General features: G+C 46.7%; 9 protein-coding genes. 8 read left to right on the top strand and 1 reads right to left on the bottom strand.

Annotation, left to right across the window (positions count from 1 at the left end; genetic code table 11):
* Positions 1–46: 46 nt before the first annotated feature.
* The 4 genes from PODO_RS23280 (at position 47) to leuS (ending at position 5007) form a co-directional block, all read left to right on the top strand.
* Positions 47–568 (top strand): PRC-barrel domain-containing protein, encoded by a 522-nt coding sequence (locus PODO_RS23280; protein WP_038572961.1) that lies wholly within the window; start codon positions 47–49, stop codon positions 566–568.
* A gap of 14 nt (positions 569–582) precedes the next feature.
* On the top strand, positions 583–792 hold the full coding sequence (locus tag PODO_RS23275) for a hypothetical protein (RefSeq protein ID WP_036677557.1): 210 nt from the start codon (positions 583–585) through the stop codon (positions 790–792).
* Positions 793–971: 179 nt separating this feature from the next.
* A complete protein-coding gene (locus tag PODO_RS23270) occupies positions 972–2039 on the top strand; it encodes an AI-2E family transporter (protein WP_036677553.1) in 1068 nt (355 codons plus the stop codon).
* A gap of 517 nt (positions 2040–2556) precedes the next feature.
* Positions 2557–5007 carry a leucine--tRNA ligase gene (leuS, locus tag PODO_RS23265; RefSeq protein WP_036677550.1) on the top strand — a complete coding sequence of 817 codons (2451 nt, stop codon included), beginning with the start codon at positions 2557–2559 and terminating at the stop codon, positions 5005–5007.
* A 61-nt stretch (positions 5008–5068) separates the two neighbouring features.
* On the opposite strand, the gene comER is transcribed toward leuS, so the two are convergent.
* The gene (gene comER / locus PODO_RS23260) at positions 5069–5920 is read right to left on the bottom strand and encodes a late competence protein ComER (RefSeq protein ID WP_036677548.1); all 852 of its coding nucleotides are present in this window, start codon (positions 5918–5920) and stop codon (positions 5069–5071) included.
* Positions 5921–6107: 187 nt separating this feature from the next.
* Between comER and PODO_RS31635 the strand changes: the two genes are divergently transcribed.
* The 4 genes from PODO_RS31635 to PODO_RS23240 all read left to right on the top strand — a co-directional run bounded on the left by PODO_RS31635 (position 6108) and on the right by PODO_RS23240 (position 13204).
* Positions 6108–6854: a ComEA family DNA-binding protein gene (locus PODO_RS31635; RefSeq protein ID WP_052097269.1), complete on the top strand. Its 747-nt coding sequence runs from the start codon at positions 6108–6110 to the stop codon at positions 6852–6854.
* Positions 6855–6967: 113 nt separating this feature from the next.
* On the top strand, positions 6968–7486 hold the full coding sequence (locus PODO_RS23250; protein ID WP_036677545.1) for a deoxycytidylate deaminase: 519 nt from the start codon (positions 6968–6970) through the stop codon (positions 7484–7486).
* A 113-nt stretch (positions 7487–7599) separates the two neighbouring features.
* Positions 7600–10275 (top strand): ComEC/Rec2 family competence protein, encoded by a 2676-nt coding sequence (locus tag PODO_RS23245; protein ID WP_080742570.1) that lies wholly within the window; start codon positions 7600–7602, stop codon positions 10273–10275.
* Between the two features lie 865 nt (positions 10276–11140).
* Positions 11141–13204, top strand: coding sequence for a glycosyl hydrolase 115 family protein (locus PODO_RS23240; RefSeq protein ID WP_244886383.1), 2064 nt, complete (start codon positions 11141–11143; stop codon positions 13202–13204).
* Positions 13205–13237: the final 33 nt, after the last annotated feature.

Here is a 13237-nt window from a genome sequence, read left to right as displayed (position 1 = left end):
TTTTGAGAACTCGTAATTACACTCAAAGTGAGGAGACCGAGCAGCCATGAAACTTCAAGATCTGATCGGCTTGGCTGTATATGAAGTTGAAGAGGGTAACGCAATCGGCAAAATTGTCGATATTTTGCTCGATTCAAACTGGAATATTACGGGTATTGAACTGGAAAGCAAATCTTTTTTTGGTGGCCATGTGAAATTTGTGGCATGGGAAGATATTGTGGCCTACGGCGAGGATGCTGTCATGATTCGTAATAAAGAGTCGATTGATAAGATAGATGCCGATCATATACCTTGTACTTTTCTACTTGGAAAGAACAAACTTAAGGATTTGAAAGTGCTAACTACAACTGGAACTATACTCGGACGAATATCTGATGTTTATTTTGACCAAAAGTTGGGAAACACAATAGGAGCGCTGGAAATTAGTGACGGGCTTGTCACTGATTTGATCGAAGGCCGCAAATGGCTGCCTTGTTCTGACGAGATGTCCATTGGTGAGAATGCATTAATGGTTCCTGCGATGAGCGAAGAACGGCTACAAAAAGCCATTAATATTGTTAACGGATAGGTGGAATGTATTATATGAAGTGTCCAAACTGCAACTCCAAAGATATCGGAAAGATCGGTTCCCACCAGTTTTATTGCTGGGGCTGTTTCATCGAATTGACGGTAAATGGCGAAAAAATGTCGGTTTATCAAGTTGAAGAAGACGGCACACTAAGCTCGCTGGACGACCTGTTCTCCGGGGATGATATGACTCAGGATTTCCCGCAAATTCATGCGTCGTCTTAACTATGAATCTTGCTTTGTAAGCAAGACTGCTCTATGTACTTAAGCGTCAATTTCCTTTCAGCTGAAATCAGTTGCAAGGTTATTGACGCTTTTTTGTGTGTTTGATGGTTATTTTGCTGCGGCCATACATATACTTATTTACGAAGCTAGTCCAGGCTCTACCGCAGGAGGGTACTCTCATGGAACAATGGTCCCAAAGTAAATGGTTCCGCTGGATGATCGGAGTGCTGCTATCCCTGATCATTTTGTATTTTGTTTGGTTGCTTCGTCCGATGCTGCAGGGGATTTTTGTATTTTTAAAGGCAATCCTCGCTCCATTTCTGGCAGCTATGATTATTTCCTATGTGCTGAATCCCGTGGTTAGTATGCTGGCCGGACGGAAGATGCCGCGTAGCGTAGCTGTTCTACTTATATATGCAGTGTTTCTAACGGCGATTACCGTGATCGCCATCAACCTTATCCCGATGTTTATTGAGCAGCTTGAAGAATTAAATGAACATCTGCCTGAGATCACACTGCAAGCCCAGGGGCTGATGAGCCATATGAATACAAGGCTAATACCGCCTGGGGTTGAAATGGGGATGAACAACTGGTTTTTTCAACTGGAGAATCGTCTGGCCGAAGGGATTTCGCATTTTCTCGATAATATAGGGACAACGATTAACTTGCTGTTCAATGCTTTTATCGTGCCGTTTCTGGTGTTCTATATTTTGAAGGATTTTGACGTATTTGAACGGACGGTGGTCTCTTGTCTGCCCCGCGCACGCCGCAAGTCTATTGTTACTTTGTTAAAAGATATCGATGCTGCGCTCGGCAATTACATTCGCGGACAATTTCTGGTCTGCATCATTATAGGTGTGCTTGCCTATATCGGCTATGCCATCGTCGGAATGCCTTATGCCTTACTGTTCGCCAGTGTGGTGGCAGTATTTAATATTGTTCCGTATATGGGTCCTTTTCTAGGGGCTGCACCTGCCATTGTGATGGCTTCGACCGTCTCTTTTCGATTAGTTCTACTGGTTGCTGTGGTAAACACTTTATGCCAAATTGTGGAGAGCAATATTATTTCTCCACAGGTCGTAGGCAGGACGCTACATTTGCATCCGCTGCTTATTATCTTCGCATTGCTGGTAGGTGGTGAACTGGCAGGGATGATTGGACTTATCCTTGCTGTACCGTTCTTTGCAGCTGCAAAAGTCGTAATTCAACACTTTATGGCGTTTTTAATCAAACGAAAGCCCGTATAAAGGGATAATCATTGACTATTGATAACAGTTTTGTATATAATGTTGGGGAATATTACTGATGACTCAGTATATAGTTGTTCGATGATGAGGAGTATTAATTCTATACCGTTATTGCAGAGAGCCGACACTAAGGTGCGAGTCGGTTAACGGAACAGAGTGAACTCACCTCGGAGTAACGGTGCAAGTTTACAGGATATCCATAAGAGATAATGGATGTCATGAATGAACCGCCGTCGCCTCACCCCCGCTAAAGGGTGCAAAGTGAGTGGCAGAATAAAGTATATTCAGCCGCTAACTAGGGTGGTACCACGGGAATTATAACCTCTCGTCCCTAGCGATAATACGCTAGGGATGGGAGGTTTTTTTGTAAATATAAGAGAGTATACGTTTCACGCAATACTTCATGTCTTATATTTCCCGCATAAACGCTTACCGTCCTTATAAGGACACCGAAGGTGTATATGCTTGGTTAAGAAATAAGAAATCTAAGAAGTAACACTCCAAGGAGGAGCAGACAATGAGCGACAATCAAACAAATAGCACACCCGCTGGTGGTTACCGGGCGCAGACTATTGAGCCGAAATGGCAAAAGTTCTGGGATGAGAACAAAAGCTTTAAGACAGGAGAAGATCCTGAAAAACCCAATTTTTATGCACTGGATATGTTTCCGTATCCTTCAGGTGCAGGACTGCACGTAGGTCATCCAGAGGGTTACACAGCGACTGATATCGTTTCTCGCTACAAGCGGATGCGCGGTTTCAATGTATTGCATCCGATGGGCTGGGATGCTTTTGGACTTCCGGCAGAGCAGTATGCGATGGATACCGGCCAGCATCCACGTGATTTTACCGATAAGAACATCGATAATTTCCGTCGTCAGATCAAATCGCTGGGTTTCTCCTACGATTGGGACCGCGAGATCAGCACGACAGATCCGGATTATTATAAATGGACACAATGGATTTTTATCCAGTTGTATAACAAAGGCCTGGCTTATGTAGCAGAAGTACCTGTTAACTGGTGTGAGGCACTGGGTACGGTACTTGCCAACGAAGAGGTTATCGATGGTAAAAGTGAGCGCGGCGGTCACCCGGTCGTGCGCAAACCGATGCGTCAATGGATTCTGAGAATTACAGAGTACGCTGAGCGTTTGCTGGAGGATCTGGAAGAACTGGATTGGTCCGAAAGCATCAAGGATATGCAGCGCAACTGGATCGGGAAATCAACAGGTGCAGAAGTGAACTTTAACATTGAAGGTCACGAGGCTAACCTGACCGTGTTTACTACACGTCCAGATACACTGTTCGGAGCAAGTTACTGCGTACTGGCACCAGAGCATGAGCTTGTTGATGTGATTACCACTGAAGCTCAGCGTGCTGCTGTGGCAGAATATCGTGAAAAAGCTTCTCGTAAGAGCGATCTGGAGCGTACGGATTTGGCAAAAGAGAAGAGCGGTGTCTTCACAGGCGCATATGCAATTAATCCTGTGAATGGTGCGAAGGCGCCAATCTGGATTGCAGATTATGTGCTTGCTGGTTACGGAACGGGAGCAATCATGGCAGTTCCGGGTCACGATACACGCGACTGGGAATTTGCTAAACAATTCGGCCTGAATATCGTGGAAGTCGTTCAAGGCGGCAACGTTGAAGAAGAGGCTTATTCCGGAGATGGACCGCATGTCAATTCTGATTTCCTGAATGGACTCAAGAATGAAGAAGCGATTGCGAAGATGATTGCTTGGTTGGAAGAAAAGGGCGTAGGTAAAGGCAAAGTAACCTATCGTCTGCGTGACTGGCTGTTTAGCCGTCAACGCTACTGGGGAGAGCCCATTCCAATTCTGCATTTGGAAGACGGCACAATGAAGACTGTTCCGGTTGATCAGCTGCCGCTGGTACTGCCGGATGTAGATGCGATCAAACCTTCGGGTACAGGGGAATCTCCACTTGCGAATGTAACAGAGTGGGTGGAAACTATTGATCCTGAGACTGGCATGAAGGCTCGCCGCGAGACGAACACCATGCCGCAATGGGCGGGCAGCTGCTGGTATTACCTGCGTTATATTGATCCGAAAAACGATCAAGAGCTGTGCTCCCCTGAGAAGCAAAAAGCATGGCTTCCAGTAGATCTGTATATTGGTGGAGCGGAGCATGCCGTGCTTCACTTGCTCTATGCACGTTTTTGGCACAAGGTGCTTTATGATCTCGGCGTTGTTGAAACAAAAGAACCTTTCCATAAGCTGGTTAACCAAGGTATGATTCTTGGAAATAATAATGAAAAAATGAGTAAATCACGCGGAAATGTCATCAACCCTGATGAGATTGTGGAAGCTTTTGGTGCAGATACACTACGTGTGTATGAAATGTTTATGGGCCCTCTGGAAGCAACCAAACCTTGGAATGAAAAGGGTGTAGAAGGAGTTCACCGTTTCTTGTCCCGTGTATGGCGCCTGTTCGTGAGTGAAGATGGTAAGCTGAGCACCAAAATCACAGCAGACGGTGGCACTGACGAGTTCAAACGCACTTGGCACAAGACCATTAAGAAGGTCACTGATGATTTCGAGCATCTGCGTTTCAATACCTCAATTAGCCAGTTGATGATTTTTATTAACGATGCTTATAAGCAAGAAACTTTGTCCCAAGAAGCTGCTGAACACTTCGTACAAATGTTGTCACCACTGGCGCCTCACATCGCTGAAGAGCTGTGGCAGCTGCTCGGTCACGAAGGAAGTATCAGCTACGTGGCTTGGCCAACGTATGATGAAGCATGGACGGTGGATGCTGAGGTTGAAATCGTTATTCAGGTAAATGGTAAAATCGTACAACGCGCGTTGATCCCGCAGGATATGGGTCAAGAAGAGATGCAAGCTCATGCGTTGTCACTCCCGAATGTGAGTGCAGCAGTAGAAGGTAAAACCGTACGCAAGATCATTGCGGTTCCTGGCAAGCTTGTAAATATCGTAGTGGGTTAAGCGAAGAACGCAATAATGCCCGCAGCAACGGAGAATTCCGTGCTGCGGGTTTTATTGTTTTCTAACGGTCTACAGGACTTTGAATAATACCGTCATGCCCAAATAATGCATCCAGCTTGGTGACATCCTCATCGTATTTATCATGCGTAGTCATGATGAGACGTTCGAATACGCCCTCAAGACTAATGCGAAGATGGTTCAGTGCCTCTGCGGTAATCCCGCCACGGACAGCTACACGTTCTTGGAGCTCTTGCGGGGTGAATTCTCCTTCTGTTAGCAGCTTGCCTGTTCCAAGCAGCATTTCACCTGCAAGCCGGCTGATTAACGTCTCTTCAATCCCGGTAACTTCCACCGCAGCTTCAATCCAGCGTTCAATGAAATAGCTCAAGAACGCAGGTCCGCAGCTGGAGAAATCAGAAGCGATTCGGGTATGGGCCTCTTGAATTTCCAAAGGAACACCTATGAAAGACAACAGCTGCAGCAGCACAAGCCTGTCTTCTTTATTAAGCCTGCTGCCAAATATGCACAGTGATGTCCCACTTTTGACACAGTGTGTAATGCTGGGGATGATCTTGGCTATTTTGGACGGCAAAGCGGATTCCAGATGTTGCAATTGAACGGGACTTGTAATGGATACGACGATTTGATCGCTGCGGAGATAAGGGCCAATCTCATCTGTTAAGGTTTTGAATTCCAGCGGTTTTACACATAAAAAAACAATGTCACTTCCAGTCGCTGTTTCACTATTGCTTCCGCATAAGTTTATGCCGGGATGACGATCTTCTAGCTCCAGCAGTTTATTCAGACTGCGGTTGCTGGCGAGTACATCGCACGGATTCAGGGCTCCGGAAGAAAGAAAGGCGTCAATCAGCAGGCTGCCCATGCTGCCTGTTCCGATAAATCCTACTTTCACCTGTGGTTCCTCCTTTCTAGCGTTGCTTTTTTACTAACTGACATGAATGCTCTTCGTTATATGTATGCAGGATAGACTTGGACAGATGACAGGTTTTGTATGAATTATTAAAGGAGTTTCCAGCCGCAGGAATGTATGAAGATTCACAAAAAGGCATAAGAAGAATTTTTGTGAGGAGGAAAGTGATATGAATAAAGGGAGTATCGTGCTCGGAGTGGCTGCTGCTGTAATAGGAAGTGGGCTATTCTGGGCGGCGGGAAGCAAGGGCGATTCCGGGATTGCCGGGTGGGAGACTTTGAATGTTGGTATGGAGCAAGCTGTTGGAATCGCTGAGTCTGGTGACGCTCCAGCTGCTGGGGGCAGTGAGGGAGGTCATCAGACGAAAGGAAATAAGCAACATTTAGAGAAAGATGCAGGGCAGGCTGAAGCTGCTGGGAATGTTGAAGACGGTGAGAAGGTTAAGGAGGCTGCGCAAGCAGAAGAAGCAGAAGAAGCAGAAGAAGCAGAACAAGCAGAACAAGCAGAACAAGCTGTCCAAACTTCGGCAGATGAAAAAGCTACGGCAGCCGCTGCGGGGGAGCGAGCAAAAGGAGCGGGCCAAACACCAACGGCAGAAGGTCAAACACCAACAGGGGCAGAAGTTCAAACGCCAAACATTGCAGGGAAGCAAACGTCGGCAGGGGATAAAGCTGTTGCGGCTAAGGAGGCGACTGAGCTTTCCGCATCAGCAGCTTCACAGGAAGGTAAAGTAAATGTGAATACTGCGGGTGTTAAGGAGCTGATGGATCTTCCGGGCATCGGAGAAAAGAAGGCTCAGGCAATTATGGATTACCGCAACCGTGTAGGGACCTTTCGCAGCCTATCTGATCTGGGGAAGGTAAAGGGGATAGGACCTAAAATGCTGGAGAAGTTAAAAGCTTTAGTAATATTTTGAAGATAAATAGGAAATGAAGATCGTTGGAAGTGCCACAACCGTTGTCCTAGTGAAAACTTGCGGGGATGTGCTACAATAGTTAACAACTATTTAGAAGGATATGGAGATTGATTATGACTACTGCCTATCGTAAAGACTGGGATACTTATTTCATGGACATTGCCTGTATGGTCTCAACTCGTTCACGCTGCTCACGACGACATGTAGGTGCTGTGCTGGTGCAAGGCAAAAAGCTGCTTGGTACCGCGTACAATGGGGCGCCAATGGGCGTACCTGATTGCTCAGAGGCAGGTTGTATGCTCTCGGAGCAATATGAGATGGAGATCGTGGATGGCGTAGAGACTATGGTGAAGAAACAGCGCTGCATTCGCACGATTCATGCGGAACAGAATCTTTTGCTATTCACAGACCGGATTGACCGGGAAGGCAGCACCGTCTATGTGACGGATGAGCCTTGCTGGACCTGTGCAAATATGCTGGCTAATAGCGGTATTGTGGAGATTGTGTATTATCGTCCTTACCGTAAGGATATGGAAAAGGTAGAAGCAATGATGGCTGCCAAAGGCATCGTATTTCGCCAATTGGAAAATTATGAGCCACCAAGTGAAACGATGATTAAAGTAGCGGATTAGCTGTATTGTACAACCCTAATTGAATAAGATGACTTGAGGAAGAACCTCTCGTACGCCTTTATGGCGTATGCAGAGGTTCTTTTTTTATCTTGCGAAAGGAGGAGAATGGAGACGTGAAGGAGAGACCCTTATTAAGTTTTACAGTGTGTTGGGTGACTGGAAGTGCAGCAGCGTGTTTATACTCAGGGATTGGCTTGTGGTTGGCGTGGGCTGGATTACTATTGTTACTGGTTAGTATGAGAGTTTGGGTGAACATGAGCTGGAAACAGCTGGCGGTATTTTGTTTGGCGATTATTATATCCGCTGGATATTGGGAATGGAATGAAGGCCGCAATGTAAGTCACCTGCCTGAAGTGCTGGGGAAATTATTTTCGGAGTTGAATGAGACTGCCGTGGAGGCTAAGGGGACGATTATTTCCGTTGTGGAACGGGACGGGGACCGGGTTGATTTTACGATGAAGCTCTCAGAGTTATCGTTGATTACTGAGGAAGAGGCCGCTTCGCCTGATCCGCGGGACGAACAAGATAAAAGGGGGCATGGGGAGTTAATTATGGTGCAGATCAAACTTCTTGCCGAGCAAGAAATCGCTATTGCCGCGGAGTGGCACAGAGGGGATCAGGTGTCGCTAAACGGCGTACTTGAAGAGCCAGCGACAGCGCGGAATTACGGAGGGTTTGATTATCGAACCTATTTACATACGCAGAAGATCCACTGGCTTCTAAAGGGTCAGGGGGCAGAGAACGTGCAAGCAACGGCTCCAGATTCATGGCGTCCGTTAATGATCTTACGCTGGAATGATAAAGCGCGGGCAGTTCTTGGAGCAGAGACGGATCGGCTGTTTCAAGAGCGCCACTCTGGATATATGAAGGGTTTGGTGATTGGGATGCAGGATGATCTCGATCCGGATACCTTTAAGCAGTTCTCACAACTTGGGTTGACACATATCCTCGCCATTTCAGGCATGCATGTTGCAGTGTATGTTGGTGTTCTTTTATTTATATTCAGGCGCTTACGGATGACAAAAGAGACCACGCTAACAGTCACCTTAGTGCTCGTTCCCATATACGTCCTTTTGACAGGTGCGGGTCCGTCTATCGTACGTGCGGGATTAATGAGTATGATTGCATTGCTCGCTGCACGAGTTGGCATGCTGAAGGATGGACTGAATATTTTGGCTGCAGCGGCACTGGTTATGCTGATTTGGAATCCTTACATGCTGCTCAGTGTCAGTTTCCAGTTGTCATTTCTGGTGACCTTAGGATTAATGGTCTACGTTCCGCTTATGGACCCTCTGCTGAGGGCACTGCCACGCTGGCTTAAAAGCGCCGTCTCTGTGACTCTAGTTGCCCAGTTGGTCTCATTTCCATTGACGATCTATTATTTTAATCAATTTTCGCTGCTGTCTTTAGTGGCTAATCTGGTTTTTGTGCCCTTTATTACTTTTATTGTATTGCCTTTAGGAACGCTGGCGCTACTGCTTGGACGATTGTGGGGAGATGCTGCAATTTTTTTGGCACATATTACGGAGCTGCTGAATAACGTTACTTTTTATGCGGTTGAATGGATCAATGGTTTTGCTGGTGGAGTTTTGATTTGGCGCTCGCCTTCACTGCTGTGGATCGGAGTGTATTATGTCTTGTTGTACGGGCTGTTGTATGCTGCCAAGCTAAGAATGGAAGCCCGCGCAACACCGCAGTATATGGAGGATGAGACGAGGCCGTTAGCTGAGATTGGTTTAGCTGTGAACAAGCACGGCGGGTTTGGGGGAGCGGGGAGCGCACAGTATTTTTTGGATGCGCCTATGTTTGTACGTTGGAGCGGAGCGATTGTTCTACTATCTGCGGTTGGACTGGGCCTAATGCTGTACAATGGTTATCAGTCAGAAAGAATGGAAGGTAAAGGGACGATTAGTTATCTGGATATCGGGCAAGGCGACAGTATCCTCATCACTACACCAAAAGGAGCTCATATCCTTGTAGATGGTGGAGGAACGTTAAATTTTGGGCAAAAAGAAGAATGGCGGATTCGCCGCAGCCCGTTCGAGGTAGGGGCTAAAGTGTTGGTGCCCTTGCTTAAAAAACGTGGGATCCACCGTCTGGACGCGATTATTTTGACTCATGGGGATCAGGATCATGCCGGGGGACTCCAAGCCGTTATGGAGGCGATTCCGGTTTCGGCACTGCTTTTTAATGGCACACTCGCTGACCGTGAATCTTATATGGAGATGATGCGGACTGCGCTGGAGAACAATGTTCAACTGTATGCCGTGCATCAGGGAATGAGGCTTTCCCCGGATGATAAGACAAAGCTGTCCTTTTTATGGCCGGAGGAACAAGATAGAGAGGGAGCAGCGTCAGGTTCTTCTATGCTGAATGGCATCCCAATGCTAGAGGATCAGAACCACGATTCTGTAGTTTTTCGTTTAGAGATGAACGGAAGAAATTTTCTATTTACCGGAGATATGGATCTGGAAGCCGAGGAGGAGATTGTGCAGCAAGCACTGCAAAAGGGTATTAACGCAGGACCTTCCATTGACGTTTTAAAAGTAGCTCACCATGGGAGCAAAACTTCAACAGGCGAGTCTTGGCTGCAGTTCTGGCATCCATCGGCTGCGGTGATTTCTGCGGGAGTAAATAATCTATATGGTCATCCGAAAGCTGAGGTATTGGAACGTTTGGAAGTTAATCATGCTGCTATTTTTAGAACGGATCAGCAGGGGGAGATTCAGATGCGTGTGCGGGCCGACGGGATTATGGTGCGTCATAAGTTGGCGGAGGGAGCGGATTAAGGAAGGTAGTAGAGGAAGGTAGTAGAGTAATGTGATTGAGTGCTGGGGTATGAAAGAGGGAATTGTGAGTGCACACGGACTTCTACTGTTGCGGTTTGTGTAAGCGGGCAAAGTTGCTCCTATCCGAATTAATTTAGGTAGTAGACAGCTCAAGTAGCTCCTTCTGTCGCGTTAGTGCAGAGTAGGTCATCATGTATCAATATCGCAGAATCTATGTAGCTCCTCCGTTGCATTCTTCCCCATAGACACCATAGAACCTAAAAACTCGTTTAGTTGCACTTTGTGCAATAGATCGCACTTTAAATTAGCTGGATCTTCATTTAGTTGCACTTTGTACACTTGGAATCTGGAAAAATGCCTATTTCTCTAATTTTGAGCAGAAATAGTTGCATGAAGTGCAACTAAATCACTTTATGAGCTGGAAAGATCTTTTTTAGTTGCACAAAGTGCAATAGAACGCTCCATATGAACATACCAAAGCGCTTCTGTTACATATTATCGTTGTAACGATGTTAACTTCCACCCAAATTCCGATTACTTGCTGATGATTCCAGTCCATTTGTTCTAGCACCTGCTCTAATGCAGTAACTGTAGTCCCTTTCTAGCACCAGCTGCTCTATTGCAGTAACTGTCGTAACTGTTGTCCTGTCTAGCACCAACTGCTCAAATGCAGTAGCTCCAGCTCCAGTAACCGCCGTCCTCCTCCAGTAATTATTACGCGTGCATGCACAATCTATGTAAACGCTTTATAATAGAGATAGAAGATTCTGGTAAACTCTATGCCTATTTAAACTATGTTTCAAAGCCCGGTGGTGAGAAGCTTATGTCCTCCGTGTTTTGTAGCGAATTAGGAGATGAAGCGATAGTGAATACATATGCAGAATTTAGAGTCACAGCGGAAAGTGTATACGATGTTCAAGTGGAATGTAGTAATCCAATTGGACATGCTTGGCGAATGATCGCCAGAGATCATGAGCAGGTGTTCGGAAAAGCTCCGTTACAAGGAGCAGCAGCTACTGTAATTATTCGTTATGCAACACAGGATGATGGCTGCCCGGAATGGGCAGAGGGTTTTTGTTTGCATTTTGCAGGTAGTGAAGAGGATCGGGTCCTGCATATTATCGGCCGTGATGAATTGGGCATTATTTATGGGATGCTTCATTACAGCCGCCACGTGCTTGGTGTCGATCCCTTCTGGTTCTGGGCGGAGCTTCCTCCTGCTAAGAAAGATGCGATCAATCTGCCTGTTTCTGACTACAACAGCATTCAGCCAAAGGTACGTTACCGAGGTTGGTTCGTGAATGATGAAGTGTGTCTTATCGGCTGGAAGGAGGATTATCCTCCGACGGCGGAGGTATGGGAGCCTGTTTTTGAAGCGCTGCTGCGCTGTGGTGGAAATATGGTAATCCCGGGGACGGATTTGCCGAGAGACGGAGTTCATCATCAGCTTGCGGTAGATATGGGACTGTGGATCACACATCATCATGCGGAGCCGCTTGGCGCGCAAATGTTCCTGCGTGCTTTTCCGGGCAAGCAGGCTAGCTATAAAGAATATCCAGAATTGTTTGAACAGCTGTGGAGAGAAGCCATCGAGCGGCAAAAAGATGAAAAAACACTCTGGGTGCTCTCCTTCCGCGGACAGGGCGATAAACCATTTTGGGAGAATGACCCCTCTTTTGATACTCCGGAGAAACGGGGCGATTTGATCTCATTTGTGGTTCGCAAGCAATACGATATGATCTGTGAATATGTGGACCAGCCTGTGTGCTGTATGGCGATGTACGGAGAAATTGCGGAGCTGTATAAACAGGGAAAGATCGAAGTTCCAGAAGGTGTTATTAAAATATGGGCGGATAACGGATACGGCAAAATGGTGTCGCGACGACATGGCCATCTGAATCTGCGCGTGCCTGCTCTACCCGAGGCAGGAGATCAAGGCAAAAACGGGGTATATTACCACGTCACCTTCCACGATTTGCAGGCCTCCAATCATCTAACACAATTCCCTACGGATCCGTCCTTTATAGTGGAGGAATTACAGGGTGCATTTGCGGCAGGGGCTAGTGAATATCTGCTGGTGAATTCAGGGAATATTTTGCCTCATCTCTATACATTAGATCTGACAGCAAAGTTGTGGATGGATGGAACAGCAGATGCTGATGAACAACTTCAGACCTTCGTTAACCGTTTCTACACAGCGCAGCAGGGGCGAATTGCCCAATTGTACAAAAGCTACTTCAAAAACACCATAGTATATGGTCCTAATGCTGACGACCGCGCAGGCGATGAATTCTATCATCATCCGGCAAGGCAGATTATAGGGCATTGGCTGCAAAATAAGACGGAGAGCGATGAACGTCTGTGCTGGGCCGCAGGGGATGTTCCTTTTGTAGAGCAGGTTCGATGGTTCAGGGATCGAGCTGAGCGAGTTGTACTAGTCTGGTATCTGCTGCGAAAGCAGTGCCTAGAGGTGATGGAACTTTTACCCGAAAAAGAGCGAAACAGGCTGCATGTTCAACTGCTAGTTCAAATTGAGCTGCATTGGAGCGGGTGCAGAGGGTTATCCTCTCTTTGCCAGGCGTATATGTGTTACCAAGAAGAGCGATTTCCAGAGGCGTTTATCGAAGCTTCACATGCGGTTTGGGATTATAAGGAGGGCCAGCAGGCTCTTTTACGGGTAGAGATCGGTCAGTGGAAGCATTTTTATCGGGCTGATTGGTTGACCAATATTGCCAACACTATAGATCATGTAGAAACAGCCCGCAAATTTTTGCGGATTCAGGGGGATAGTCCGGATATGTTTTTATGGTATAAGGAATATTTGATGCCCGAGACTGAAAAGCATATCTATCTGGAAAATACGCATCGTAATCCGTTACCGGACGATGAGCTTGCACGGCGGCTGGAGGAGAAATTCAGCTCTCTTTAAAATATCCGCACACCACTAGTGAACGCTTAAAAC

This window comes from Paenibacillus odorifer (assembly GCF_000758725.1).
GTDB classification, from domain to species: domain Bacteria; phylum Bacillota; class Bacilli; order Paenibacillales; family Paenibacillaceae; genus Paenibacillus_AQ; species Paenibacillus_AQ odorifer.
This window is presented reverse-complemented; position numbering and strand designations above follow the sequence as displayed.

What these genes read in the sequence shown, in the direction of transcription:
- PODO_RS23280 (WP_038572961.1), top strand. Translation starts at nt 47, where the DNA reads ATGAAACTTCAAGATCTGATCGGCTTGGCTGTATATGAAGTTGAAGAG.
- PODO_RS23275 (WP_036677557.1), top strand. Translation starts at nt 583, where the DNA reads ATGAAGTGTCCAAACTGCAACTCCAAAGATATCGGAAAGATCGGTTCC.
- PODO_RS23270 (WP_036677553.1), top strand. Translation starts at nt 972, where the DNA reads ATGGAACAATGGTCCCAAAGTAAATGGTTCCGCTGGATGATCGGAGTG.
- leuS (WP_036677550.1), top strand. Translation starts at nt 2,557, where the DNA reads ATGAGCGACAATCAAACAAATAGCACACCCGCTGGTGGTTACCGGGCG.
- PODO_RS31635 (WP_052097269.1), top strand. Translation starts at nt 6,108, where the DNA reads ATGAATAAAGGGAGTATCGTGCTCGGAGTGGCTGCTGCTGTAATAGGA.
- PODO_RS23250 (WP_036677545.1), top strand. Translation starts at nt 6,968, where the DNA reads ATGACTACTGCCTATCGTAAAGACTGGGATACTTATTTCATGGACATT.